Genomic DNA, 20,975 nt, shown 5'->3' on the forward strand with positions numbered 1-20,975 from the left:
CTTTTACCACAAATGTAACATATATGTTACACTAAAAAGTAAAAAAGTTGTGCCTGGTAATAAGTTCAAACCACATGCGCATCATTATCATGTCTGAATAATCTGGTGACCGGCCGAGCAGTTCTTTTACTTTATCCTTAGGTATAATCTGCTTTTTGCCATCCTTATCCATATTATGCTGCTTCACCTGTTCAAGTTCTTGAATGATTATGTCACGGAAAGTATGATCTTCAATGAACAATTCATTCTTGTTTACCAACTCAGCCATTTTGAAATAACACTGCGATTTAAGGTGATTATAGTTCTCAGGCTCCTTTGTTTCTTTATTGGGCAGCGGGCTGCTATTGTTAACAAAACCTTCGCATCCAAGTATATCCACAACACCGCCACCCACTCCGTCATCATCTACAATCACATTACTAATTGGCACGGAATAGGTATTACAAAGTTCTTTAATCTTGTCTGCTGCCTCGGTTACCTTATTTTTTGCAATAGTAACTATTCTGATCAACCTCAATCCGGACCATACCCCAATGACTGTATTATCAGAACCAAACCTGGCGATATCCGCTGTTATATACTTTTCTCCTGGTAAAACAAATGTATTAGTAAACACATCCATTATTTTGTTAAACGTCATCAAAGCAGCTGGATCATCGTCATACTCCCAGTTGCCGTGCAGCAAACGTTCTAAGCTGTTTTTATCAAGCTGAAGCAGGTTGTCACGATAGTGTTTTGATATGTGCGGATTGTCGCTTAATAAAGCTTGTATGAATTGTCGATTACCGGGCAGCGAACCGTCTTTATACGGCTTATAGAAATCACCATACACCCAATTCTTCGCAGGATTGCACGATCCCATCATTTTAGGGATCAAGCCATAATCATCAAGCTTATACCTTATCCTTGATTTAGTAATGTCCCATGCCTTTTTGCTTATCTGGTTTGTCTCATCAACAAACGCATCTGTGATCTCAAGGGAGCCAAGTTCATCGAAGTTTGGATCAGAGGGATAGGTCGCAAGGTCTTTTAATATTATTTCGCTTTCAGTTGAGGGGAAAGTTATTATTCCACGCTGAGCGTTATAGATGTAATGGTAATTTGATTTTAAGCCCTGTAAGGAAGCTATCTGAAAGAATGTATTTAAGGTGGTATCTTTAAGAGTTTTTAAAACAGCCCTACCTATTAAACCTCTGGTGCCTGGATATTTAAGCCGCCTCTTTATCTGCCAGTAACAACCAAAAGCAGACTTGCCCCCGCCTGCTCCGCCACCAAACAATAAATCATTGGTTACATCATCTTCCAGGAAATCAATCGCCCTGGTTTGTTTCAGGGTTAGCTTCATATGTTTTTTCCTCTTTCCAAACTATACCTAAGTCCCCTGAATGTTCAACCTCCTGCTTTTCTCTCCACTTTCCAGGCTGTCTATTTTTTAACCAGAATATTCCGGCTGTAGTGTCAGGAGGATAATGCTTAATTAACTTAGTGGTTATAATTTCACCAGCAAACATCTTTATATCAACATCTTCATGTTCGTATCCGCTTGCCCTATGATACAGTTTTGATGCAACCGTTGCATCCGCAAATGTTTTGCCTCTTTTTATGGACTCCGAAAACTCGTCATGTTTTAGCTTCCATAAATTCAAAGTAGATTCTGTTACATTAAAAAAATCAGCTATTTCTTTATCTATAGCCCCTAATAAACAAAGCTTATAAACCTGGTCAGCATATTCTGGCTTATAAGGTGATGGTCTGCCTCCTTTATTTTTTTTACCGCCATTCTCCTTGGGAGCGACTGCCTTTTTCTTAGGTTGTTTTGCCATAGTTTACCCTATTTGTTTAACCTTATACCCTTCCACTCTCCAAGAAACATTCTTTGTAAAGTGAATAATCACATAATAACCATCAGGAGTAACATGATGGCAGTTACACTCTATAACTCCGTTTACTTCTGTTTTGAATTGAACATTTATCATCCCTTGTTTTATTTAGCTAACTCAAATGTACGGATTAGTAACATATATGTTACCGATTGGTTACAAAAAATCAGTTTTACATTTATTCTTATACAATTGAATTATAGCTATGACCTGTATCTTATCCCATTTGTGGCTGAACTTACACCAAGCTTCGAGTTTATCTACTTCTTCCTGTCCTATCTTTTTGATAAGGTTCTTACGGTAGTTTAAGAGGTTAGCATGCTCATGGCAATTGCATTTGATACATTGCCCGTGGACGTTCTTTTCATTGAACCTGAGGTATGAATGTCCTCCAACCGAATAGAAGTGACCAGCGTTAAGCTGATCGTTTGATTTAAAAGCTCCACATGATATGCATTTAAACATTCCGTTCTTACTATCTCTTAGCCGGATGTACTTGTTAAACCACTCTTGAGCGCTGTTAAGCAACCAGGGTAAAGGTCTATCCATCAAACTTACCGATCGTGGCTTAGCGGGCTTTATTTTGATTGCTTTGATCTTCACTGGCCTGGCAGCTGACTTCTTGATCGGTTTCTTTAGCTGGTAGTAGCAGGCGATTGAATGGTGCTTATCTACAGCCTGGCAATGTTTACATACGACTGGTTTCATAGCTTAACCTCCAGCTCTTTGCCAAGCGATGCACAAAAGTTCTGGATATGGTGTACACCAGTAAACAGCTGGCCCAGATACGTTTCATTGAACTGGAAGAACCACGCCCCAGAATTTGCCCTGGCGTACAGCTTGGCTGCGCTGATGTTTAGCACGAAATCAAAGCCGTTTTCCTGTTTAGCCTCAAACCCAAGCTTTAGCAGCCATTCTTCGGTCATGGGGATTGACTCGTACAGGGATGATTTTCCCAGAGGCCTGTCAAATGTACCTATCTCATCAGTCCGATAATTCAGGCATGAAACTACCTGTATTTCATCTACTCCTTTGAACTTAATCAGGTTACCCGATCTTAAATCTGTTGCTTTCATATTTAAAGTTAATTTATTTTTTATCTGCCCCGTGGCAAATGTGCATTTCAGTTAAATTATTGTGGGAATTACACCCTGTTTAAAGATGAACATCCAGTAAACGTTAGCCTGATCGGTTAATTCTGATTGAGAAGGATAATATTCAATTGCCATTGTTTCCTCTCCGAATATCTTATTCTTTATATTCTGCATTTCAGACCAATGATTATGTATAGGTAATGCGTCATGCTTTTGGACCATCGCCCTTATTGCAATGTGTCCGCCAGTCATTTTGCAAGCATCGTTAATCATTACAGTAAAACGATTATTCCGGAAACATCTTGTCATCCATGAGGGATGTTCTTTATTGCTTAAATCAATTTCAACAAAAGGCGTAACGTTAAACTTGAACAGCTTGTTTGCCTCTTTCTGTCTCAATTTATCAACTTTATTCATGTCTTAAATTATTATATAAAATACGGATTATTTATGAATTAAACAAGCTTTTAAAACTCTCCGAATAAAAACTGCCAGCCTTGCCGGCCGGGAACTGGATGCAGTCACGCATGCGAAGGATACCTACTGCCAGGTGTATGATCTGGTGGGGTTTCATGGCTGTGCCTCCCAGAGCCAATCATAAACTGCTCCCTTAAAAATATTCTTGTCTTTTTCAGTAAGGCATGTTTGCTTCTCGATGTATTCTTTGAATTCTGCACGGAGATTAATCTTGCTTTCTGACCTACAAATCCTCACAATCTCCTGAAGTTCATTTTCCATGAGCATCACTCCATGTTCCTCGAGCATGTAGTTGAATAGTTTTTGGTGTTTCATGGCTTGGTCCTTTCTGTGTTCCCCCCCTCATCATCGCTAAGAATTTCGTCTGTTTCGTTCAGAACATTTCTTATCCAATCATTATAATAATCTGGTAATTCAACATGGCTATTTATATTCTGCAAACAGCCATGTAACTTCTGCCCGGCGATTTTTAGGTCTATTTCTTGTTGCTCCAACTCCTTCACCCGCTGATCAGCCGCTTCTGCCCTGGCTTTGAATTGCTGAGTATGTAGGTAATGAGATTCATCATACATTTTCGATATAAAAGCTACCCGTACATTGCCACCTATCATCTGATGATAAAATTCCGACCAGCTATTATAATTATATTGTCTTGCAATTGTTTCCTTAGCATCGTTTACCGTCATCACCTCTCCGGTGGGTGTGTGTGGCATCTGCGAATTACCGGATGCAACTACTGGAGTATTGTTAGTGTATGCTGTTAGTTGTTTAAATGGTTGATCTTTCATCTTAATAAATTGGTTTAGGTTCTTCAACTATGGGTTTGTAGTGGGTAATCACCTTATACTTAAAATATTCGCATACCGCGTCAGCAGAAAATGTTTGAGCCAATATTAATTTTGACTCTTCTGATAAATCCAATTTATCGATATTACACACTTTAAACCGTCCGCAGGCAGGCAAATTACTTCCGTCCGGTTCTATCCTTGTCCAGCCGTTGTTCGATTCCAGATTAGTTAATTCAATGGGCCTCCAAGATTGATTTCCAAAAGGATTAGAAAAATCTATATCTTCAAATTTTCTACAATAATCTGAATATAATTTATCACCACCATTTATCCACCCATCTGGGCCTATATAAGGTTTTAACTCATCATAGTATTTGCCGTAAGCAGCTTTTATAGCCTCCTGCTTGGCTTGGTCGTTTGTTTTCATACTATAATATCTCCTAACTTACCAGCCTATTTTAATGCTACCAGCTTGCCTATCACCGCAGGTATATCCTAATAGGCACAATTCCCGCTTAAACCTTTCTTCATGTATTCCTGAAACAGGCAAATCCACCCATGCGTAGAATTCGCCTTCTAAACATTGTTCTTTTATCTTTTTAATAGCTCCAGTGATTGCCATTTTAAATGCCCCCTCGCTTTCTTGGGACAATTTTCTTGCTTCTTCTGCTTTCATCTTGTTTATTGTTTAATTGGTGTGGTTAAATAACCCCGGCCGGTATCCGATAGACCCTATTTGTGTAGCCTGATGTGCCTTGTGTAACTCGTACATTGGCTGGAAGCACACGGATTTTACAACACTGCGACCAATTGCCTTATGTATTATTCATGGTTAAGGGTATCTACGACGTTTGATCAGCCGATCCGGGGCGTTTATTTTGCTTTTTACTCTGTTGGCGCTTCTGGTAATAGTATTTCAGCCCATTTTAAAGGGGGCAATCCTCCAAAAGTCCCATCATAGAATTTCCATTGGCCTCCATTTTCGGTGTCTACGTATTTTGATATATAACGTCCATATATTCCACACCAAACAATTACATTTTTACCATACTCAGGCGTTCTTTTACTTACATCTATCCATTTTGGTGACAAATCAATTATTGCATTATTATACCCATCATTATAGCCTATCATGTAGTCTGTCTCCATCACTCCCCCTCCTTTAATCTGTAAACAATTGCGAACGTGCCAGTTCTTTCCAGCTGCTCTCTCCTTAGAAGGGATTGCATGGATTCAAGGGCAGATTTATACCTTGCGTTAAAACCACGTGGCACAAACCCATTGTCACGCCAGTAATGCTTATAGCCTCTACGGTCTTTCGGAACCACCAGCCTACACTGTTCCTCTGTGAGGCCTGTGTTTAAGCCTAAGAGTGTCCAATCACCATCTGGTAGTTTTTCGTGAGTCCAGCCAAACGGCATAGGTTTAGCGCCAGGCTGTCGATAAGAAAGGTTATACCATGCGGCATTATGACTTATGCAAACCTTGTCTGCACCCTCTGGCACCCTTATCGCTGCCAGATAGGCAACAGGTGTATCAAATTGGTGGATGTTAGTCATTGGTGGCCTCCTTTGTTATGGTAATGGTAAAACCGTAGTAAGTCAGTAATTTGCTCACGGTTTTGAAAGATAGGTTGACTATCTTGCCTGTTTCAATTTGCGATAAATACGGGTTGCTTATACCGGTGTCCGCGGATACTTGCCGCAGTGTCTTACCTTTCATAAGTCTGAGTTGCTTGAAGTTCATATCCGACAACTCGAAAACAAAATCTAAGTTTATCGGTATTGTGGTGTACTTCTTATCCATTGCTCACTCCTTCCTGCAATAGTTCTGGGTTTTCTCTAAAAAACCTCTGACAGATGTAGACTATATCGCATATAGTTTGATTTGTACTTTTCCCAGATATCGTTAGGAACCCTATTTGCATACCAACTTTATTGATAAGCGGATCCAATTCGTCAGGCACTTCAATTATTCCTTCTGGGGTAGGTTTATTCCAACTACTCATGACTGACCTCCTTCTTTTTTCAAAGCATTCAACTGATTTTTGTACCTGGTAGCCACACCGCGCGCAGAAGAAAGCTGCTTTTCAAGTTTGGCTATTCGTGTGGCTCTCGTTCCGCAGGTGGATTTATACCATGCTAAATCCCTTTCCATTTGCAGACGGTCTTTTGCCATTAGTTCGCAAGCATCTGCAATTCGTTGAAGCGATCCGGTGTTAATGGATTCGTTCGAACTTTGGTTATTTGATGGAGCATATTGCGTCTTGCTATGCTCTCTGAATGTTTTATTCACCTTGCACCTCGCTTTCCTTTGGGGCTTCTGGTAATGCACATTCCGGCAGGTAATAAACGATATTTCTTGGAAGATATGCCTCGTCATAACCACCACCTATTTGCTCACAGCATTCATACCATCCTTCAGGCATATAACTTCTATCAGGCTTGTGGTTAAGATGATCTTCATCGCCGTCAGCATCTACCTCTAAATCCCAACCGGAAGTATAAACAGCAACACACTTTATAAAATTTCCATTAATTGCCCTATGCAAGGCAAAAACGTGCTGTCCGGTTTTAGGAAGGGTACCTGGTGTTACCGGCACCAACTGCGGGGTAAGCTGCTTGATGGCCTCATTAAAGCCTGACTTATAGCCATCAGCAAATCCAGCTGCGCTTTCAAGTTCTGAAGAGAATGCTGGTAGATCCTCTAAATCTTTTCCGTACCTCTGTTTTACTGCTTTAGAAGTAAATTCGGATACCTGCTCCTGTTTTATTTCTTTCATGGTTTAGCTCTTTTATATGTTTTGAACTTAACTTCTTTCTTGAATGCCTCAATCAAATCGGCTTTATCCTTTTCTGGACCACCCACCCACAGGCTATCGGCAAAATCATGAACACCTCCGTCCATATCTTTGGTTACAATATCATAGACTTGACATCCCATATCTGAGCGATAAGTTTTATAACTGATAATATCGGCTCCAATTTCTTTTGCAGCTTTATAAAATCTCTGTTTCATGGTTTAATAATCTCTGTTTCTAATAAGCACTCTATTAATTTTTGATGATCTATTTACTGTAGGTAAAGATTTAAGGTACTTTATGAACCATTTTCGGCCCTTGTATACAAACAGTGATTCTCCCCATCCGCCATTCTTGGCATAATCTTCACTGCCTACCACCAGGTTAGTCCAGTGCAAGCCCTCAATCATCTCCGGAACGACAGCGTGTTCGTCACACTCGCCCCAGTAGTCGCGGGACCAGTGATGTACTTCCGGTAAGTAGTCGTGGAACTTGTATTTTTTAGGATACCTTTTGCGTTGCCTCTTGCCATGACGATAATACCCCCAATACAACTCGGTTATAGCCGGGAAATTCCGATCCATAAAACCTTTTTGGAATAGAAGCTTAATTATCTGCTTCTCTTCTTTTACCCATTGTTTGACGTATTTTTTCATGGTTTCTCCTGGTTCAGTGAATTAATGTTTATTGCAAGGCCCTGTTCGATAAGGCCAAAAACGTCGAAGTGCATTTGCAGTAACTCAACTATTACACAATGTTCAATGAAGCTGTTGGCTAACCCATTTTTAAAATGATACCTCTTAACCTTATCATCAGAAATGAGATAATCGAAGTTTGGTGTATTCGGATATGTACTCTTGATGCCATAGATATCAGTTGGCGACAAAATATCCATTGGGTAAAGGATTGGCTTAAGTTTATCACTTTTTACGCTAAATATATGGCCGTTTTCAGCCCTAACCTTTACACCCTTTTCTTCGCAAGACATAGTAATTACCTTTGCAGTGCCTGTGTATTGCTGTATATCTACGTAGACAGTCAGCCCATAAGGCAAATAAGGCGCGATGTGTTTTAGTTCTAGTTTCATATTCCTGTTTGGGGTTAAGTTTGTTCGGTTATGGGGTCTATGCTATTTTTAAGTTTGATTTATAATTAGCAACAAACACTGCTTTTGCGAAACCTTCCGGCGTAACAGATCTGATCTCTTTGGTCCTTTCAGACTTACCGCCTAATTTGGCCCAGCCCGGATAATCATTACTTACTGGAGACACGGGTATCTTAACAGGCGGAACGAACCCATTACCGCACCATATCCAAGTTTCCTTATTGTAAGCATCACGGCCCGGATATATTTCCGGAAACAAGCAGTGTTGATGCCCTTCCGGCAGATAGCCGCCAAAATCGCAGGGATGAAACTTGAAGTCTGGTTTGCGGTCATCCAGTGTAGTGATCATTGTTTTTGGGTTCTCACAGAAGTAAGGTATGTTAAAGAAGTCTGCAAGGAAAACCCCATGCCAGTACAGGCCCATAGCAACTGCCCAGAACATTGAATCATTAAGGGCTTTCTTTTCAAAGTGACGGGCACCGGCAACAGCCAAATCAGTACAAGGCGAAAAACAAGCTATCACCAACACATTGTTGTTCCTGCAAAGCTCACCTAATTGTTTACGCCTCATCCGTAAATCCCCCCCCCATTTGATGATATTTCCATTACGGCTGTCTGGCATCCCCATATCAAATAAATGACACTCAATACCGGAGTCTGCCCACGGCTTAGCCATTATCTCTGATTTGCTGTAAAGGAATAGCGCTATGTCTTTCATTTCTAGTCAATATCTAAAATTCTCTTTAACTCACTTTTAACCGCATTTTTACCATTCTTTACTCCTTCTATATAAATAGCGTTCGCTAAATAGTCAAAAAGCTCTTTAACAGTAGAGGGTTCGTTTTTTAAATTCTTTGGATCCAGCGTGATTGGAAAACTCAATTTTCCTGCTGTTACAGAACCTGGAGTCGGAAGAGCGGATTCATTGTTGAAATAATAACCACTGTAATACCATCTTGGCTGTCCGCCTACCGATGGTTCTTTTTTGAAGCCAAATTGCTTCCATAATTCATCTGTTAATTTCATAATCGTATCGTCTTTTACCACCCCAAGCCCGTACATCGCTGTACAGGCTTCCTTTTCGCTCGCCACTACTGGGGATGAAGGGGGATGGGGGAATGTTATTAAATGATATTGCTGTACGCTCCTTTATATGCCTTTTCACCCGATGCTATCCTGCATATAACTGTACATCTATCATAAATTTTCCAATCGGTTTTTGTAACCAATAGAGCTGTTTTTAATCTGTTGAATCTGGTTGCGTTCATATCCTTTAGGTTTTAATTGTTATAAAAATCCTCCACCTCTTGTTGGCTTATTCCAGCCATAAATTCAGTATAGAACCGCTCACCGTTACCCCATACTAACCACTCGTCTATGTTGTGGTGTGTTCTGATAAATTTTGCTCTGTACATTTTGATAAGTTTTAATTGCCATACCCTGGCACCTCAAATCCCCGCCTTTGTTTCAGGGCGGGGCGGGTTTTATTATAATTCTTTTTCTATATCGAATCCTGAGTTCGGATTATCAAGACTGTAAATTCCAGTTTCAGTAAAGAAATCTGAGCCCCTTCCTTCTATTATTCCGCCATATGGACGGACATTATATTTAAATCCCATTTCATTTGAATTGTATTTTATGTGAACTATGCAGCCGTTCTTTGTAACATAGCTCTTGCCGACTTCAATCTTCATTAGTTTAATATTGATTGTATTTGCTCTTGTTTAGCTTGAATTAACGCAGCAGTATTAAAGTCATACCATAATTTTTTAGCAGAAGCAACTTTGTTGGTTAATCTGATGAACTCAGCATCTTTTTTTAAAGATTTTAGTGATTTAGATCCAGCGTACAATTTGGCCGAGTCTAACGCGATAACATATTCAATTCTTGCGTTTTCTGCTTCTGTTAAAAAATATTGAGTATTCATCTTCTTTTTCCTTTAATCAAAAGCTTCATTGCTTTTGATAGTTCAAATGTAGAATAAACATTCTACATTTCCAAATATTTTGTATTATATTTATTCTACATTTTGTAGTTTGTTTATTCTACATTTATTTCATAGGTTTGTGGAATGGATTTGAAACAGTTCCTTACAGACAACCCGATTATCAAGCAAGCAGTACTTGCCAGGCTTATGTATGGCGTAGACCATGCAACTACCAAGCTTGCAAACAAATTGACTGGCCTTAACAAGCAGCGTATTACGCGAGATGATGAAGAACTCGCTTTAAAGGTTTTACAGGAGTTAGGTGCCAACATCTCAAAACTTAAGGTTAGCGAATAATTCAGCTGCATAACCACCAGGTAATTAAAGCCAGCGCCACAACAACCACAATCACAGTCGGCATGCAGCCACCCCATCCTTTCTCAACAGACACTATTTCTCCGCCTTGCTGAGATATTATCTGCATAGCCTCTTGCTTTGTATAAAGCTCGGTTGTAAGTCCTCCGCTTGAGTGCCTTACTTTGTATAGTTTCTTGTTAAATTCCATGTTAGTAGCTTAGTTTTGCGTTTATATCCTTTATTCTTCTTTCGGCTATGTCGACCAGTACACCTGACTTTCTTTGTAAAATGAACTGAACCAAAGCGTATATTTCTTCCTTGGCAGTGATTGTCAGTTTTACTGGCAACTGCTGTGACTCTAAACTCAGCCTTGCCTTTCTGGTCCTGACAAATTCATCTGACACACCCAATTTATCAGCCATTTGCTGGTTGTTCATTTCGTCTCGGTGGTCAAGTATGTACTGGTCAACGATTGTCATGTTATTTATGCTACGGCCGTGGTAAATTCACATACAATCCTTTGCCATATGGCTGGTACAGGATGTAAACCTTTGGCTTCCCTCTGATCTACAACCTCAGTGATAACAATAGTTTTGTTATTGTATTTTAGTTCATCACCTATCCTTGCAGGCTCATCATCTGTGAAATCAATAGTTCCTGATCCGTAGTACGTTCCAGTTTCTTTATCGCGCTTAGTGACCTTAAGGTCGAGTTGTAATAGCATTGGATACCCCTGCCTGTTAGATAAATTTTTCATGTTTTGGTTTTTTTATTGATTAATACTCTATTTCGTCTCTTATTTCCCTGTCGAATGCTTTCAGGTCGTCAAACCACTTTAAAAGCCCCAGGTACATTGCATATCGCTTAACCTCGTTACCTTCGACTCCTGCGCTTAAAAAGCTATTGTACACCGTTTTCAGCTTATCGTATTGATCTTTGGTTTTTGACAGCGTTGGGTTCTTAGCTGCAGTAAGGTGTTCAAATGCTTTTCGTTTCAGCTCATCCTTCTGCTCTTGTGTGAACCGGATGACTTTTGCCTCCCAGAGCTTTTCAAAATAGTGTGTGGCCTCTGTTTGAAGGATGGTTTTACCGATTATGTGCAGGATGTAAAGCATTTCCAGGCGCTGAATGAAATCCCTTTTCTGTTCTTCAAGCGTTGGCTCTGGCTTTGTTTCTTTGGGTTTATTACGCTCTGCAAGAATTTTAATCCTTGATTCCTCTGCCAAGTATGATTTTACAAACCAAGTAAACGATTTGATGGACAGTCCCATGAACTCACCATATTCACCTAAAACACCTCTTGTTATAGCAATAGTTACTTCATTTTCACGTATGGTGCCATATGTTTTTTTGCATATTCGCATAACTTGGTCGATCATTACTGAGTACTCTACACCTTTTGGAGCCGTAAAATTGGCTATGGCGTATGCGGCAGTCACAGCTGATTTGAATATTTCAAACAGTTCAACATCCGGGATAACATTTATCATTCTGCTATCCAGTGCCTCGCTGATTTCCAGTTCCCGCTTCGGGATTCCGGCTAGTCCATTTTGGTTATAAAGCTGAATTTCCATTGATGTAAGGGTTTTCTACTTGATTAAAAGTTTCTGACAGCTGTTCAAATTTTGATACCGGCTCAACCTTTTTTCCCGAAACTTTTTTCTTTTCCTCTTTCAATTTCTGTTTCCAGTTCTCAGCATTCCATTTCCCATTTTGGTACAACTGCCCGGCATCCCCGATGAAATTTGAAAAGTTGTGCTTAAATTTTGGATCCAGAGTTTTGAATTCAGTGTAAGCTTCGAACTGCTCCCGGAAGTAACTTTCCTTTTCCTGAACCATAAGGCATTTAAGAAAATCAGCTATGGCGCGCATCTTATCAAAATTTGCCGTTTCTGTAAACCCGAACCAAATCATTATTTTTTTTAAAAGTTCCTTGTCAACATCTGATGGGAGGGGGATTTCTTTTTTTACTTTTTCTTTTATAACAGTATCATTAACATTAACAGTATCATTAACATTAACAGCGATGTTTGCGATAGTCGGCGATAGCTGACTATCGGGGGGCGATGCTTTGCGACTGTTAGCGATAATTTCTGCATCTTCAAGCGTAATTTTTTTAGTCTGAACCTGAATATAAAGATCATGATTCCAGCGCTTTAAGTTCCCAATCCTACCGTTTCTGCTCCTATCCTCCTTCGTCGACTCATAGCTCTTCAAATCTCTTTTTAGTTGCTGCTTTATTGGCTCAAACACTAATTGCAGCAACAAATCTTCTGGCTGTGGGTCTTTGTCATTGACATACTGGAGTATAGTCTTGAACAATTGTCCTGCATTTGCATCCGGCATTTTTTCTACCGTATGCAGTAGGTCTGCGTATAAAAGAAATGATGCTTTGCCCTCTGCCATGATAAATTAATGAACTGTTATTAACTGATTGTTGCTGATTACTTCGTTAAGAATTGAAATCTGTTTTCTAGCTTTTAAAACCTTGTCTTTTATGCTTTCTATAGCCTTATCATCCCTATCGATGTGAAACTCTAAAACACGCTCGTTTAAAGGCACATCGTCATAAATTGCTGCGAGTTCAATGTGCGCGCACGCTTCTCGGTATAAATCGTTTTCCTCTGTCAAGCAGGCCATTTTGTAGAATAACTTTTTCTGCTCATCCTGGATCATCATTTCTGGAGTATTTACCAGGCAGTATGCCAGAACAGACGATTTTGCACCGGTTAACCACATATATGTTTGAAGCTGCCAGTAGTATTGAGCATTAACCTTTTTGCCGAAGTTTCGGAAGTAGGTAAATATGTCCCAGCTGCTCTTTATGTCTATTATGGTGTCCGCCTCAAATATGCTTTCGCCAGTGTACAGATCAGGTGTCCCTTTTACAAACTCATTTTCAAGGTGTTCTTCATTCTTTTGAAAGAATGTCTTTTTAACCCTGCTGTAAAGAGTGATACTATCTTCTTCAACAGCCAGCCCTTTTTCAATAAACTTGTTTGATATATCAGTCTGCCGGCCATATTTCTCGCGGATGAACACATCGGTAATGTGTGTTAAAGCTGTTTCTGAAAGGTTCCCAGCCTCCTTATCAGCTTTCAATTTTGGTTCAGTCATCAAGTATCCAATACTTGAAGCACGAAATAGTATGTTTGAAAAATCCATTATGCAGGGGCGTTAAGTTCTTCCAGTTTATTGTTGAATAGCTGCATTTGAGGCTCTTTTACATTTTTCTTCAATGCCATTAGATCTTCTACTGACTTGGCATCGTTGATCAATGCGATCATGCGCTCAGCCTCCTTATCTACAGAGTCTTTCTTTGGCTTATGGAAAATATCCTGAATGGTGCTTTCTCCGTTTTTTATAAGCGTCACCATACCTCTGAGGGTATAAAGTTTTTCAAGATCTATATCCTCTACCCTTTTAATGCTTAACACCTCGCAGATTTGATCTTCTTTTACGCCCTCATCCTTGAAATACTTTATAGCTTTATCCCTACGTTCAACAAGGGTCTCGGCTGTGCCGATGGCAACTTTTTTGGCTGCATCAAAGACCTCAAAAACCAATGCAGAAGGAATAACTTTAAATACAGCGTTCCTGAATGCTATGGCGCAAGCGGCATTACCAGTGACAACCTGCATATCCTCACTGAATGTTTTGCCATGCTTGTCGGTAATTTTCCTTTTTACCTCTACCGTCACACAGTTGTTGGTTTCAAGATCATGGCACACGCCCTGAGCAGTTATTGTTTTGCCATCATTGGAAATAACCCTGGCACCAGATCTCACGTTGCCATAAGTTGAGCATACGATCTCTGCAAGCCTAACCGATGGACCATCCAGAGTTTTACCAGACCTTGGTAATGAATAGGAACAAGATGCAGCAACATTATCGTTTACTGTGGCTATGCTGATTGCCTTGTCGATAAATGTTTTGATTGATCTGGGGAATGCCTTTGCTGTGGCAATCTGCGTGTCTATTTCCGCTTTTACCAGCGTTGCAAGTGAATTTTCACTTATTACTTCTACTACTTCCATTATTTTATATTTATTGAGATTATTGTAATAATGATTAATACTGCTGCAGTTATCCCTGCAATTTTCAGGACCCGGATAAAGTCTTTGCGCTGCACATCCGATGTGGGCACCTGAAATTCTACCTCTTCAAATACTTTCATCTTCTGTCGGCATTAAGTTGTTCCATACTTACTGGCTCCGGCTTGTCTTTGCACATCTTTACACAAATCACAACGCACATTATGACAAGGATGTAAAGAAATACCTGGACGAACGGGAAAGGCTTATCGTTGTGGTCCTGCCTGTATTCAAGCCCCCTTAGCGGGTCTTTCTTGAACTCGTTTTGTTTGTCGGTTTTAAAAGTCATAGCCAAGTTGAATTGATAATGTTAAATCCCTGTACATTGCGGCTCCGATTGCATAAATCACCAGGCCAGTGATAAGCACCAATCCTATGGTGCGTACCAGTTTTTCAGTTTTCTGTGTCATGCTGTTACTTCTTGGTTTAGTAAGAAATTAATTCTGGCCTGCCTGCGAAGTGTATCCTGAGCCATTTCCAAACGCTCTTTCGCTTCCTCTGCCCGGACGTGTGCGCCTGCCATACCATAGCTACAAGCTTCCTCAGCTGTTCTATATGCTGTCATTGCCAACTCAACATTTACGATGCACTGCTTAAGGCTGTTCAGCTGCTTTTTGTATGGTGTTAAATCCATGATTTAGCCTCCTTTACTTTTAATGACCGTAGATAATTCACCAGCCTTTCGGTTACCTTGTTTTGTTTATCGGTTTCAATCTTTCTTTGAGCGTCCGGTTCAAACAAGCCGTAGTAACTGCTACAAGCTATATGCTTAGCTTTGTCTGCCGATCGTTTGATAAGGCTTATTACGGCCTGTTGACGGCATAAATCCATTTCCAGTTGATCTATATTCATGACTTGCGTGTTTTAATTTTAGCTAGTAAAATCCTGATAGCTTCTTTAGTCAGCCGACCATGAAGGGATATTTCATCAGTTTTGAAATTTATTTGGCGGTGAATTGCAAAGTTTTTCATACCTTCGTTGTTGATTCAAAAATTTATTATTTGAGTACTTAGGCCAGTTTCCGCACGATTCTGGTCTTTTTTATTTCTTAATTGGTCTGTCTGGAACCCATTCTGGGAACACCTCTCTTACAGCTGATATCCTATCTGCATATTTCTTTAGGAACGCCCTGTAGTTTCGCTGGCTCTGTATTTCTGCCCATCTTGAAGCCCTGGCTAAGGCAACCTCTTTTTTAGAGGGTTTACGCTCCTTTTTCTCAGGCTTCTGAACATCGGTATACAGGTAGGCTATTTTCATGGCTATGCAGACGCTAATTGATTTTTATGAACCAATGTGATGCCCCTAACTTCAATTCTTGCTATGGCCGCGTTAATAACCTCGTCAGGATACTCATCCTTTAGCGTGGTCAATTCACGATTTACCTTAGTTCTAAGCAACCCAACCTGAGTTGCTATACTTTGTACGTCCCCATGTTCAAGATGCCCGTATATCTCAGCTAATAGTTCCGGTGATACTTTCATTGTCTTGATTATTTATTTATATTCGTTTTATTGTTTCGTTGAACAAATATAATTAGAATTTTCTAACATTGCAACAAAATATTAGAAAATTCTTACATAAAAATGGAAATAACTGAAAATCAAAGACTTAAAATTCTAATGAGAGAACTGGAATTTAAAACCCAGAAATCTTTCGCAGACGCTCTAAAATTACAACCAGGGACGCTTTCTGATATATTTAGAGAAAAACCTGGCGTAGGCGTATCTTCCAACACCAAGCGTATATTAGAAAATTCTTACAATGTAAATATCCACTGGCTAGAAACCGGCGATGGAGAGCCGACTATAATCTCAAAATCTGGCTCAAATAGCGATATAAACAATATTGAAACACCGACTATAGACATATCGGAGCAAGACACATCATCACCTAAAGAAAAAAGTTATGTAACAGAACGTAAACTTTACCCCTTAGTCCCCATGTATAATTTTCCTGCTTCTGCCTCGGTAATTGAAATGTATAATGATCCCAACGATATAAAGGTCGTAGGTCATCTATCCATTCCAGGATCCACAAAGAAAAGCTTTGCATTGCCTGTTTATGGTCATTCCATGTATCCTACGTTAGAAAACGGTGCGTGGTGTGTTCTAAGGCCAATAGAAAATGCTAACGACATTCTGTGGGGTGAAATATACTACATTGAATGGGGTGACTATCGAAACTTTAAAAGACTGTTGGCCTCCGAAAATGAAGAAGATGTTATTCTTTGGAGCGATAATCAAAGCGAAGTTGTGAATGGACGACCGAAATATTCACCTGTCACTATAAAAAAAGAGTCAATACGTAAGCTTTGCCTACTTACCGATATACTTAAAAAGCCCAATTATTAGACCATAAAATTAACAAATGAAAACGCTAGTCATTATTCTATTTTATTGTTTTTTATTGGCCTCTTGCAAGCCAAAACCCACTCCATTATTAACATATGAGATCAAGATATTTCAAAAAGAATTAGATGTAATTGGGACGGAAATGATTGATAATGTCAAATCGGACACTATTATGGCTATTAATGACACGTCTGCTTATGATAAGGCGGTATTAGCATTTATAGCACTCAAAGAAACGGAGGCCATGCTAAAAAATAGCGTATCGAAATCAGATTATTTTAGTTTGACAGATTCATTGGGTACAGATGTCAAAAGCAGACTATCAGTCAATGTAATTGATAGCTTAAACAATAAATGGCTGTCCTTAAGGCCTGAATTAAAAAAGTATTTAACCAAATAAATTAACGTTATGAATAAATTGATTTTAGTTTTATTGTTATTTCCTGTAGTCTGTGATGCTCAATTAGATACGGCAAACGCTACACTGCCTTATCGTGATGGAAAAATAATTTACGAGCAGGTCAACGAAATGCCTAACATATCAAAATCAGAGATGTTTGGAGCTTCAAAAAAGTGGCTTGCTGACGCTTTCAAAAGCGCGAACTCGGTTATACAATCGGAAAATGAGCCTACAGGTCAATTAATAGGAAAGGGATACACTACAATTTCTTATTTCAAAAAAGGCTCTATGATGGGAATATTGCTAGATATAAAATTTACTGTTCAAATTGACTGCAAAGATGGTAAATATCGAATTAGGTTTTACGATTTAGGTAATGAAACAAGTTCTACAAGATATACCTCCGGATATACAACCCCTTTAGAAACTGTTGATAGTAATTATAGGAAAAAGAAGAACAAAGAGAAATGGGAAGGAACAGTAAAAGTGATAAATAATAAATTTATTACTTTTTTGGATAGCTTCAAAGATAGTATAGTTAAGTCAAAATCCGATTCTTTTTAAATAATAATGACCCCTGGAGAAAAACTTAAAATAATCCTTGATAAAGCAGACTGGACTGCGGCCGACCTGGCTCGAGAAGCAAAGATAACCAGAATGAGCGCAAGCCGCATGGTACGGGATATGCAGGACTTAAACTTTGAGGTGATGATGGTATTAAGAAAGAAGTTGAAAGTGAATATAAATCAGTTCTTTGATAGTTAATTACGCCCATCCTAATGTTTTACCTTTCATAGCTTTAGTGGATTTTAATTATCTTTATAAATATGAAAGAGGAAATCTGGAAGGACATAAGAGGATTTGAAGGATTTTACCAGATAAGTAACCTTGGTAGGGTTAGGAGTTTAGATAGGGTTATTCATTATAAAAATCCAGATCAAAAAGGCACAACTTCTGGACTTTATAAAGGGACAATAAGAAAGATTAGAATTGGAAGGTCTGGATATCCAGAAGTTTTACTTAGTAAAAATGCTAAAAAAATACTGAAACGAATACATTCTCTAATCGCAATTCATTTTATCGACAATCCACACGGCCGCAAAGAAGTCAATCATATTGACGGAGACAAGTCGAATAATAGTATAGAAAATCTGGAATGGTCAAATAGGTCTGAAAATACTGCCCATTCATATAAGATGGGACTTAGAGTAAACAGGAAAGGAGACGATAATCCTGTGGCGATACCAGTAAATCAGTTTGATAAGCATGGGAATTTAATACGTAGATATTCAAGCTTAAAATCTGTCAATGAATATGGCTTCAATAGCACATGTGTGAGATTATGCTGTCTGAAAACACCTAAATACCATACACATAAAGGTTTCATTTGGAGTTTTGCGATCAAATCACCAACTAATTGTCTTGCCGGTCATTACGGTATGATCGACAACTAAGTCTCTCTTATAAGCCATAAAGGCCTGATAATCTTTATGGCCTGTGAGCTTCATTACTTCTTCATCTTTAAACCCAGCGCTTACGAGTGAAATGACGCGGGTATGCTTCCACCCGTACATAGTGTAAAGATGAATATCCAGCCCCAACTTTATCTTTATCTGCTTGTACAGATCAGAAAACCATGTCCTGCCAAACATGATTTCTCCTGGCTCCCCGAAACGGCCAAATAAATAAAAGTTCAACGGCAACTTGCTAAAGTTCAACTCTTCAAGCAAAGCCAGCAATTCATCGGATATTGGTACAAATCGTTCCCCGGTCTTTCCGCTGGGGCCAATTACTTTTATTTGTCGGTTCTTAAGATCTATGTTTTCAATACGGAGTTCGCGTATTTCTTTGGGACGCATACAGCTCAGGTAAATGAACTTCACAAACTGTTCAATCTTGCTGTACTCTGGACGAGCTAACTCTTGTTTTACACGCTCGGCCACGAGGTCGGTATACGCCTTGTTCTTCTCGGCTCTGTCTTTTTTATATTCGAGTTCGTCAAGGTTAATTTCATATTGCAGGGCGCGATCAATCTTCCTTTCCAAAATTTTAACCCTGTTAAAAAACGTAGTTAAAAACGATAGGTGATTGTTATATGTTCTGGCTGACCAATCTTCTGCATCATAGTAGCTGTTAATGAAATCGTAATAATCAGCTTCAAGGTACTCACACGCCAGGGTATTTAATTTTTCCGTATCACGCAGCCAATCTGTGAAATTGTTTATGAATACCTTGTACGTCCTTACCGTATTATTTGAGAGATTTTTTGCCTTGCAGTATAGCAAGAAATTCTCCATGGCCTTTTGCATGGTAAACCGAGCAGCCGAGTCATTTTGCTTCCTGATTTTAGCCTCCGCCTTTTCCAGTGATTTTAAAGCCGTACCTTCATCTTCAAACGGATTGTGCTTGCCAGATATCAATGCCATTTCAATATCCTCTGCGAGCTGCTGAATGGCGGCCTCCTTTTGGCTATGGTCATGGATATAGTTTACTCCATCCCTTACCCGGAACTCCTTAAACTCTCCTGGCCTGCCTGGATATTCAAACCAGTACTTTACAAACCAGTCACCGTTCTTTGATCTTACAATAAGAGGGCCTTTATAATTTTGTGTCATAGTGAACCTTTTTCGGTACTTTTTAGCAAGTACGGGTTTTGGTACGGGTTTTTCTTGTAAGCAAAAAAAGCCCTCCTTTTCAGGAAGGCTTTTAGAGCGAAAAACGAGATTCGAACTCGCGACCCCGACCTTGGCAAGGTCGTGCTCTACCAACTGAGCTATTTTCGCATTACCATCAACCGCACTATCCACTGCGGCTATTTTGTACTCAGAGCGGGAATCGAACCCGCACGCCTGTTGAGGGCACAGGATTTTAAGTCCTGCGTGTCTACCAGTTCCACCATCTGAGCATAATCGTTATCAAACAGATAAGATTAATTCTTTAAAAACCCTTCCTGGTATGAAGGATTTTTCTGAGCGAAAGACGAGATTCGAACTCGCGACCCCGACCTTGGCAAGGTCGTGCTCTACCAACTGAGCTACTTTCGCATTGCTTAGCACCATCCGATGCCTCCTTTCAGGTCTTCAGGTAATTCACATACCTTGTTTCCGTTTGGGATTGCAAATATAAATACTTTTAATTTAACGTCAAGTTATTTTTAATAAAAATGAAGCCTTTACGGTAAGTCATTGGCCTTCAACACCTCTAAAATCAAATCATTTTCAAAACCCTTGCCCAGCAAGTAAGACACCAGCTTATATTTCCGTTTATAAGGGTCAGTTTCCTTTATGGCCGGCAATTTTTTCAGTGCCAGGTTCAGGATGGTCTTTAAATATTCATCATAATCGATAGCCTTAAGCGCATTCGAAATCATCTTATCCGGCACCCGCTTCAACTTTAATCCCTGCCTGATCTTTACCTTGCCCCAATGTTTGATACTGAACTTACCCGATACATAGGCCTGTGTAAAACGCTCTTCATTTAAAAAATTGGTTTGTATCAATTCCGAGATCAGTTCTTCAACTTCATCACTGCGCAGTCCCCATTCATAGAGTTTATCACGAAGTTCCTGCTGCGAACGTTCCTGGTAAGCACAGTAATGTTCTGCCCTGGCCAGAGCGGCCTTTTTATCCAGTTTTATTACTTTCTTTTCAGGGATATCCATTATTTTCAGTTCTATCAAACGAAGCTACTTAAAATAAAATT

42 protein-coding genes and 3 tRNA genes are annotated in these 20,975 nt (G+C 39.5%); 6 read left to right on the plus strand and 39 right to left on the minus strand.

Going from position 1 to position 20,975, the window contains the following annotated elements:
* Window positions 1–31: 31 nt before the first annotated feature.
* The 22 genes from B9A91_RS02835 to B9A91_RS02935 form a co-directional block, all read right to left on the minus strand.
* Window positions 32–1,345 carry a phage terminase large subunit gene (locus B9A91_RS02835; RefSeq protein ID WP_084236904.1) on the minus strand — a complete coding sequence of 438 codons (1,314 nt, stop codon included), beginning with the start codon at window positions 1,343–1,345 and terminating at the stop codon, window positions 32–34.
* Window positions 1,311–1,823: a terminase gene (locus tag B9A91_RS02840; RefSeq protein WP_084236905.1), complete on the minus strand. Its 513-nt coding sequence runs from the start codon at window positions 1,821–1,823 to the stop codon at window positions 1,311–1,313. Before B9A91_RS02840 ends, B9A91_RS02835 begins: the two co-directional genes overlap by 35 nt.
* A 213-nt stretch (window positions 1,824–2,036) precedes the next feature.
* Complete coding sequence (locus B9A91_RS02845) at window positions 2,037–2,588, minus strand: recombination protein NinG (protein WP_084236906.1); 552 nt, start codon at window positions 2,586–2,588, stop codon at window positions 2,037–2,039.
* Window positions 2,585–2,956, minus strand: coding sequence for a hypothetical protein (locus B9A91_RS02850; RefSeq protein ID WP_084236907.1), 372 nt, complete (start codon window positions 2,954–2,956; stop codon window positions 2,585–2,587). Before B9A91_RS02850 ends, B9A91_RS02845 begins: the two co-directional genes overlap by 4 nt.
* A gap of 51 nt (window positions 2,957–3,007) precedes the next feature.
* Window positions 3,008–3,391, minus strand: a complete 384-nt coding sequence (locus B9A91_RS02855) for a DUF7694 domain-containing protein (RefSeq protein ID WP_084236908.1) — start codon at window positions 3,389–3,391, stop codon at window positions 3,008–3,010.
* A gap of 153 nt (window positions 3,392–3,544) precedes the next feature.
* Window positions 3,545–3,766 (minus strand): hypothetical protein, encoded by a 222-nt coding sequence (locus tag B9A91_RS02860; protein ID WP_084236909.1) that lies wholly within the window; start codon window positions 3,764–3,766, stop codon window positions 3,545–3,547.
* A complete protein-coding gene (locus B9A91_RS02865; protein ID WP_084236910.1) occupies window positions 3,763–4,239 on the minus strand; it encodes a hypothetical protein in 477 nt (158 codons plus the stop codon). Before B9A91_RS02865 ends, B9A91_RS02860 begins: the two co-directional genes overlap by 4 nt.
* Before the next feature lies 1 nt (window position 4,240).
* Window positions 4,241–4,666: a hypothetical protein gene (locus B9A91_RS02870; RefSeq protein ID WP_084236911.1), complete on the minus strand. Its 426-nt coding sequence runs from the start codon at window positions 4,664–4,666 to the stop codon at window positions 4,241–4,243.
* Window positions 4,667–4,684: 18 nt separating this feature from the next.
* Window positions 4,685–4,915, minus strand: coding sequence for a hypothetical protein (locus B9A91_RS02875; RefSeq protein ID WP_084236912.1), 231 nt, complete (start codon window positions 4,913–4,915; stop codon window positions 4,685–4,687).
* 209 nt (window positions 4,916–5,124) lie between these two features.
* Complete coding sequence (locus B9A91_RS02880) at window positions 5,125–5,388, minus strand: hypothetical protein (RefSeq protein ID WP_084236913.1); 264 nt, start codon at window positions 5,386–5,388, stop codon at window positions 5,125–5,127.
* Window positions 5,388–5,798 (minus strand): hypothetical protein, encoded by a 411-nt coding sequence (locus tag B9A91_RS02885; RefSeq protein WP_084236914.1) that lies wholly within the window; start codon window positions 5,796–5,798, stop codon window positions 5,388–5,390. Before B9A91_RS02885 ends, B9A91_RS02880 begins: the two co-directional genes overlap by 1 nt.
* A complete protein-coding gene (locus B9A91_RS24560; RefSeq protein WP_084236915.1) occupies window positions 5,791–6,045 on the minus strand; it encodes a helix-turn-helix domain-containing protein in 255 nt (84 codons plus the stop codon). The genes B9A91_RS02885 and B9A91_RS24560 overlap by 8 nt, the downstream gene beginning before the upstream one ends.
* Before the next feature lie 198 nt (window positions 6,046–6,243).
* A complete protein-coding gene (locus B9A91_RS24060) occupies window positions 6,244–6,396 on the minus strand; it encodes a hypothetical protein (protein WP_159451626.1) in 153 nt (50 codons plus the stop codon).
* Between the two features lie 130 nt (window positions 6,397–6,526).
* On the minus strand, window positions 6,527–7,021 hold the full coding sequence (locus tag B9A91_RS02900; protein WP_084236917.1) for a hypothetical protein: 495 nt from the start codon (window positions 7,019–7,021) through the stop codon (window positions 6,527–6,529).
* The gene (locus B9A91_RS02905; RefSeq protein ID WP_084236918.1) at window positions 7,018–7,257 is read right to left on the minus strand and encodes a hypothetical protein; all 240 of its coding nucleotides are present in this window, start codon (window positions 7,255–7,257) and stop codon (window positions 7,018–7,020) included. The genes B9A91_RS02900 and B9A91_RS02905 overlap by 4 nt, the downstream gene beginning before the upstream one ends.
* A gap of 3 nt (window positions 7,258–7,260) precedes the next feature.
* Complete coding sequence (locus B9A91_RS02910) at window positions 7,261–7,695, minus strand: hypothetical protein (protein WP_084236919.1); 435 nt, start codon at window positions 7,693–7,695, stop codon at window positions 7,261–7,263.
* On the minus strand, window positions 7,692–8,126 hold the full coding sequence (locus B9A91_RS02915) for a hypothetical protein (protein ID WP_084236920.1): 435 nt from the start codon (window positions 8,124–8,126) through the stop codon (window positions 7,692–7,694). Before B9A91_RS02915 ends, B9A91_RS02910 begins: the two co-directional genes overlap by 4 nt.
* A 37-nt stretch (window positions 8,127–8,163) precedes the next feature.
* On the minus strand, window positions 8,164–8,820 hold the full coding sequence (locus B9A91_RS02920) for a Dcm methylase (protein ID WP_144008839.1): 657 nt from the start codon (window positions 8,818–8,820) through the stop codon (window positions 8,164–8,166).
* A gap of 44 nt (window positions 8,821–8,864) precedes the next feature.
* Entirely contained in the window at window positions 8,865–9,170 is a 306-nt protein-coding gene (locus tag B9A91_RS02925; protein WP_144008840.1) for a hypothetical protein, read from the minus strand.
* Between the two features lie 254 nt (window positions 9,171–9,424).
* On the minus strand, window positions 9,425–9,559 hold the full coding sequence (locus B9A91_RS24445; RefSeq protein WP_262497579.1) for a hypothetical protein: 135 nt from the start codon (window positions 9,557–9,559) through the stop codon (window positions 9,425–9,427).
* Between the two features lie 72 nt (window positions 9,560–9,631).
* Complete coding sequence (locus B9A91_RS02930; protein WP_084236923.1) at window positions 9,632–9,838, minus strand: hypothetical protein; 207 nt, start codon at window positions 9,836–9,838, stop codon at window positions 9,632–9,634.
* A complete protein-coding gene (locus B9A91_RS02935; protein WP_084236924.1) occupies window positions 9,838–10,071 on the minus strand; it encodes a hypothetical protein in 234 nt (77 codons plus the stop codon). The genes B9A91_RS02930 and B9A91_RS02935 overlap by 1 nt, the downstream gene beginning before the upstream one ends.
* A 144-nt stretch (window positions 10,072–10,215) precedes the next feature.
* Between B9A91_RS02935 and B9A91_RS02940 the strand changes: the two genes are divergently transcribed.
* Window positions 10,216–10,428, plus strand: coding sequence for a hypothetical protein (locus B9A91_RS02940; RefSeq protein WP_084236925.1), 213 nt, complete (start codon window positions 10,216–10,218; stop codon window positions 10,426–10,428).
* Window position 10,429: 1 nt separating this feature from the next.
* On the opposite strand, the gene B9A91_RS24450 is transcribed toward B9A91_RS02940, so the two are convergent.
* From B9A91_RS24450 to B9A91_RS24330, 12 genes are all read right to left on the minus strand, one after another.
* Window positions 10,430–10,555: a hypothetical protein gene (locus B9A91_RS24450; protein ID WP_262497580.1), complete on the minus strand. Its 126-nt coding sequence runs from the start codon at window positions 10,553–10,555 to the stop codon at window positions 10,430–10,432.
* An 82-nt stretch (window positions 10,556–10,637) separates the two neighbouring features.
* Complete coding sequence (locus tag B9A91_RS02950) at window positions 10,638–10,907, minus strand: hypothetical protein (RefSeq protein WP_084236927.1); 270 nt, start codon at window positions 10,905–10,907, stop codon at window positions 10,638–10,640.
* 5 nt (window positions 10,908–10,912) lie between these two features.
* Window positions 10,913–11,185 (minus strand): hypothetical protein, encoded by a 273-nt coding sequence (locus tag B9A91_RS02955; RefSeq protein ID WP_144008841.1) that lies wholly within the window; start codon window positions 11,183–11,185, stop codon window positions 10,913–10,915.
* A 19-nt stretch (window positions 11,186–11,204) separates the two neighbouring features.
* The gene (locus tag B9A91_RS02960; protein ID WP_084236929.1) at window positions 11,205–12,002 is read right to left on the minus strand and encodes a hypothetical protein; all 798 of its coding nucleotides are present in this window, start codon (window positions 12,000–12,002) and stop codon (window positions 11,205–11,207) included.
* On the minus strand, window positions 11,983–12,834 hold the full coding sequence (locus B9A91_RS02965; protein WP_084236930.1) for a DUF6291 domain-containing protein: 852 nt from the start codon (window positions 12,832–12,834) through the stop codon (window positions 11,983–11,985). The genes B9A91_RS02960 and B9A91_RS02965 overlap by 20 nt, the downstream gene beginning before the upstream one ends.
* Before the next feature lie 6 nt (window positions 12,835–12,840).
* Entirely contained in the window at window positions 12,841–13,593 is a 753-nt protein-coding gene (locus B9A91_RS02970; RefSeq protein ID WP_144008842.1) for a hypothetical protein, read from the minus strand.
* The gene (locus B9A91_RS02975) at window positions 13,593–14,465 is read right to left on the minus strand and encodes a hypothetical protein (protein ID WP_084236932.1); all 873 of its coding nucleotides are present in this window, start codon (window positions 14,463–14,465) and stop codon (window positions 13,593–13,595) included. The genes B9A91_RS02970 and B9A91_RS02975 overlap by 1 nt, the downstream gene beginning before the upstream one ends.
* Window positions 14,466–14,601: 136 nt before the next feature.
* Window positions 14,602–14,811, minus strand: coding sequence for a hypothetical protein (locus B9A91_RS02980; protein ID WP_084236933.1), 210 nt, complete (start codon window positions 14,809–14,811; stop codon window positions 14,602–14,604).
* 117 nt (window positions 14,812–14,928) lie between these two features.
* A complete protein-coding gene (locus B9A91_RS24065; RefSeq protein WP_159451627.1) occupies window positions 14,929–15,087 on the minus strand; it encodes a hypothetical protein in 159 nt (52 codons plus the stop codon).
* A 59-nt stretch (window positions 15,088–15,146) separates the two neighbouring features.
* Window positions 15,147–15,374, minus strand: a complete 228-nt coding sequence (locus B9A91_RS02990) for a hypothetical protein (protein ID WP_084236935.1) — start codon at window positions 15,372–15,374, stop codon at window positions 15,147–15,149.
* Window positions 15,375–15,563: 189 nt separating this feature from the next.
* Window positions 15,564–15,779: a hypothetical protein gene (locus tag B9A91_RS02995; RefSeq protein ID WP_084236936.1), complete on the minus strand. Its 216-nt coding sequence runs from the start codon at window positions 15,777–15,779 to the stop codon at window positions 15,564–15,566.
* A 2-nt stretch (window positions 15,780–15,781) separates the two neighbouring features.
* The gene (locus tag B9A91_RS24330; protein ID WP_084236937.1) at window positions 15,782–16,003 is read right to left on the minus strand and encodes a hypothetical protein; all 222 of its coding nucleotides are present in this window, start codon (window positions 16,001–16,003) and stop codon (window positions 15,782–15,784) included.
* Window positions 16,004–16,105: 102 nt separating this feature from the next.
* Between B9A91_RS24330 and B9A91_RS03005 the strand changes: the two genes are divergently transcribed.
* The 5 genes from B9A91_RS03005 (at window position 16,106) to B9A91_RS03025 (ending at window position 18,727) form a co-directional block, all read left to right on the plus strand.
* Window positions 16,106–16,873 (plus strand): S24 family peptidase, encoded by a 768-nt coding sequence (locus B9A91_RS03005; RefSeq protein ID WP_084236938.1) that lies wholly within the window; start codon window positions 16,106–16,108, stop codon window positions 16,871–16,873.
* Between the two features lie 16 nt (window positions 16,874–16,889).
* Window positions 16,890–17,273 carry a hypothetical protein gene (locus B9A91_RS03010; RefSeq protein WP_084236939.1) on the plus strand — a complete coding sequence of 128 codons (384 nt, stop codon included), beginning with the start codon at window positions 16,890–16,892 and terminating at the stop codon, window positions 17,271–17,273.
* A 9-nt stretch (window positions 17,274–17,282) separates the two neighbouring features.
* Window positions 17,283–17,837: a DUF4468 domain-containing protein gene (locus tag B9A91_RS03015; protein WP_084236940.1), complete on the plus strand. Its 555-nt coding sequence runs from the start codon at window positions 17,283–17,285 to the stop codon at window positions 17,835–17,837.
* A gap of 6 nt (window positions 17,838–17,843) precedes the next feature.
* Window positions 17,844–18,038: a helix-turn-helix domain-containing protein gene (locus tag B9A91_RS03020; protein WP_084236941.1), complete on the plus strand. Its 195-nt coding sequence runs from the start codon at window positions 17,844–17,846 to the stop codon at window positions 18,036–18,038.
* 62 nt (window positions 18,039–18,100) lie between these two features.
* Window positions 18,101–18,727 carry an NUMOD4 domain-containing protein gene (locus B9A91_RS03025; protein WP_084236942.1) on the plus strand — a complete coding sequence of 209 codons (627 nt, stop codon included), beginning with the start codon at window positions 18,101–18,103 and terminating at the stop codon, window positions 18,725–18,727.
* On the opposite strand, the gene B9A91_RS03030 is transcribed toward B9A91_RS03025, so the two are convergent.
* The 5 genes from B9A91_RS03030 to B9A91_RS03050 form a co-directional block, all read right to left on the minus strand.
* Window positions 18,680–19,888, minus strand: a complete 1,209-nt coding sequence (locus B9A91_RS03030; protein ID WP_084236943.1) for a tyrosine-type recombinase/integrase — start codon at window positions 19,886–19,888, stop codon at window positions 18,680–18,682. The two genes, B9A91_RS03025 and B9A91_RS03030, sit on opposite strands and share 48 nt — an antisense overlap.
* A 95-nt stretch (window positions 19,889–19,983) precedes the next feature.
* Window positions 19,984–20,056 (minus strand) — tRNA-Gly (locus B9A91_RS03035).
* A 37-nt stretch (window positions 20,057–20,093) separates the two neighbouring features.
* Window positions 20,094–20,178: transfer RNA gene (locus B9A91_RS03040), tRNA-Leu, on the minus strand.
* A 66-nt stretch (window positions 20,179–20,244) separates the two neighbouring features.
* Window positions 20,245–20,317, minus strand: a tRNA-Gly gene (locus tag B9A91_RS03045).
* Between the two features lie 128 nt (window positions 20,318–20,445).
* Window positions 20,446–20,952: a regulatory protein RecX gene (locus tag B9A91_RS03050; RefSeq protein WP_394334665.1), complete on the minus strand. Its 507-nt coding sequence runs from the start codon at window positions 20,950–20,952 to the stop codon at window positions 20,446–20,448.
* Window positions 20,953–20,975: the final 23 nt, after the last annotated feature.

This window comes from Pedobacter africanus, from assembly GCF_900176535.1.
Lineage (GTDB): Bacteria > Bacteroidota > Bacteroidia > Sphingobacteriales > Sphingobacteriaceae > Pedobacter > Pedobacter africanus.

Bases quoted from the DNA above. Each gene is read 5' to 3' on its own strand.
- B9A91_RS02870 (WP_084236911.1), bottom strand. From the start codon at position 4,666: ATGAAAACAAACGACCAAGCCAAGCAGGAGGCTATAAAAGCTGCTTAC.
- B9A91_RS02955 (WP_144008841.1), bottom strand. From the start codon at position 11,185: ATGAAAAATTTATCTAACAGGCAGGGGTATCCAATGCTATTACAACTC.
- B9A91_RS02950 (WP_084236927.1), bottom strand. From the start codon at position 10,907: ATGACAATCGTTGACCAGTACATACTTGACCACCGAGACGAAATGAAC.
- B9A91_RS02885 (WP_084236914.1), bottom strand. From the start codon at position 5,798: ATGACTAACATCCACCAATTTGATACACCTGTTGCCTATCTGGCAGCG.
- B9A91_RS02865 (WP_084236910.1), bottom strand. From the start codon at position 4,239: ATGAAAGATCAACCATTTAAACAACTAACAGCATACACTAACAATACT.
- B9A91_RS02930 (WP_084236923.1), bottom strand. From the start codon at position 9,838: ATGAAGATTGAAGTCGGCAAGAGCTATGTTACAAAGAACGGCTGCATA.
- B9A91_RS02935 (WP_084236924.1), bottom strand. From the start codon at position 10,071: ATGAATACTCAATATTTTTTAACAGAAGCAGAAAACGCAAGAATTGAA.
- B9A91_RS03005 (WP_084236938.1), top strand. From the start codon at position 16,106: ATGGAAATAACTGAAAATCAAAGACTTAAAATTCTAATGAGAGAACTG.
- B9A91_RS02975 (WP_084236932.1), bottom strand. From the start codon at position 14,465: ATGGAAGTAGTAGAAGTAATAAGTGAAAATTCACTTGCAACGCTGGTA.
- B9A91_RS02850 (WP_084236907.1), bottom strand. From the start codon at position 2,956: ATGAAAGCAACAGATTTAAGATCGGGTAACCTGATTAAGTTCAAAGGA.
- B9A91_RS24450 (WP_262497580.1), bottom strand. From the start codon at position 10,555: ATGCAGATAATATCTCAGCAAGGCGGAGAAATAGTGTCTGTTGAGAAA.
- B9A91_RS02925 (WP_144008840.1), bottom strand. From the start codon at position 9,170: ATGAAATTAACAGATGAATTATGGAAGCAATTTGGCTTCAAAAAAGAA.
- B9A91_RS02875 (WP_084236912.1), bottom strand. From the start codon at position 4,915: ATGAAAGCAGAAGAAGCAAGAAAATTGTCCCAAGAAAGCGAGGGGGCA.
- B9A91_RS03015 (WP_084236940.1), top strand. From the start codon at position 17,283: ATGAATAAATTGATTTTAGTTTTATTGTTATTTCCTGTAGTCTGTGAT.
- B9A91_RS02845 (WP_084236906.1), bottom strand. From the start codon at position 2,588: ATGAAACCAGTCGTATGTAAACATTGCCAGGCTGTAGATAAGCACCAT.
- B9A91_RS24060 (WP_159451626.1), bottom strand. From the start codon at position 6,396: ATGGAAAGGGATTTAGCATGGTATAAATCCACCTGCGGAACGAGAGCC.
- B9A91_RS03020 (WP_084236941.1), top strand. From the start codon at position 17,844: ATGACCCCTGGAGAAAAACTTAAAATAATCCTTGATAAAGCAGACTGG.
- B9A91_RS02855 (WP_084236908.1), bottom strand. From the start codon at position 3,391: ATGAATAAAGTTGATAAATTGAGACAGAAAGAGGCAAACAAGCTGTTC.
- B9A91_RS02880 (WP_084236913.1), bottom strand. From the start codon at position 5,388: ATGGAGACAGACTACATGATAGGCTATAATGATGGGTATAATAATGCA.
- B9A91_RS24330 (WP_084236937.1), bottom strand. From the start codon at position 16,003: ATGAAAGTATCACCGGAACTATTAGCTGAGATATACGGGCATCTTGAA.
- B9A91_RS02970 (WP_144008842.1), bottom strand. From the start codon at position 13,593: ATGGATTTTTCAAACATACTATTTCGTGCTTCAAGTATTGGATACTTG.
- B9A91_RS02990 (WP_084236935.1), bottom strand. From the start codon at position 15,374: ATGAATATAGATCAACTGGAAATGGATTTATGCCGTCAACAGGCCGTA.
- B9A91_RS02915 (WP_084236920.1), bottom strand. From the start codon at position 8,126: ATGAAACTAGAACTAAAACACATCGCGCCTTATTTGCCTTATGGGCTG.
- B9A91_RS02905 (WP_084236918.1), bottom strand. From the start codon at position 7,257: ATGAAACAGAGATTTTATAAAGCTGCAAAAGAAATTGGAGCCGATATT.
- B9A91_RS02835 (WP_084236904.1), bottom strand. From the start codon at position 1,345: ATGAAGCTAACCCTGAAACAAACCAGGGCGATTGATTTCCTGGAAGAT.
- B9A91_RS02910 (WP_084236919.1), bottom strand. From the start codon at position 7,695: ATGAAAAAATACGTCAAACAATGGGTAAAAGAAGAGAAGCAGATAATT.
- B9A91_RS02940 (WP_084236925.1), top strand. From the start codon at position 10,216: ATGGATTTGAAACAGTTCCTTACAGACAACCCGATTATCAAGCAAGCA.
- B9A91_RS02860 (WP_084236909.1), bottom strand. From the start codon at position 3,766: ATGAAACACCAAAAACTATTCAACTACATGCTCGAGGAACATGGAGTG.
- B9A91_RS03010 (WP_084236939.1), top strand. From the start codon at position 16,890: ATGAAAACGCTAGTCATTATTCTATTTTATTGTTTTTTATTGGCCTCT.
- B9A91_RS02920 (WP_144008839.1), bottom strand. From the start codon at position 8,820: ATGGCTAAGCCGTGGGCAGACTCCGGTATTGAGTGTCATTTATTTGAT.
- B9A91_RS03030 (WP_084236943.1), bottom strand. From the start codon at position 19,888: ATGACACAAAATTATAAAGGCCCTCTTATTGTAAGATCAAAGAACGGT.
- B9A91_RS02840 (WP_084236905.1), bottom strand. From the start codon at position 1,823: ATGGCAAAACAACCTAAGAAAAAGGCAGTCGCTCCCAAGGAGAATGGC.
- B9A91_RS02960 (WP_084236929.1), bottom strand. From the start codon at position 12,002: ATGGAAATTCAGCTTTATAACCAAAATGGACTAGCCGGAATCCCGAAG.
- B9A91_RS02995 (WP_084236936.1), bottom strand. From the start codon at position 15,779: ATGAAAATAGCCTACCTGTATACCGATGTTCAGAAGCCTGAGAAAAAG.
- B9A91_RS02900 (WP_084236917.1), bottom strand. From the start codon at position 7,021: ATGAAAGAAATAAAACAGGAGCAGGTATCCGAATTTACTTCTAAAGCA.
- B9A91_RS02980 (WP_084236933.1), bottom strand. From the start codon at position 14,811: ATGACTTTTAAAACCGACAAACAAAACGAGTTCAAGAAAGACCCGCTA.
- B9A91_RS03025 (WP_084236942.1), top strand. From the start codon at position 18,101: ATGAAAGAGGAAATCTGGAAGGACATAAGAGGATTTGAAGGATTTTAC.
- B9A91_RS24560 (WP_084236915.1), bottom strand. From the start codon at position 6,045: ATGGATAAGAAGTACACCACAATACCGATAAACTTAGATTTTGTTTTC.
- B9A91_RS24445 (WP_262497579.1), bottom strand. From the start codon at position 9,559: ATGTACAGAGCAAAATTTATCAGAACACACCACAACATAGACGAGTGG.
- B9A91_RS24065 (WP_159451627.1), bottom strand. From the start codon at position 15,087: ATGACAGCATATAGAACAGCTGAGGAAGCTTGTAGCTATGGTATGGCA.
- B9A91_RS02965 (WP_084236930.1), bottom strand. From the start codon at position 12,834: ATGGCAGAGGGCAAAGCATCATTTCTTTTATACGCAGACCTACTGCAT.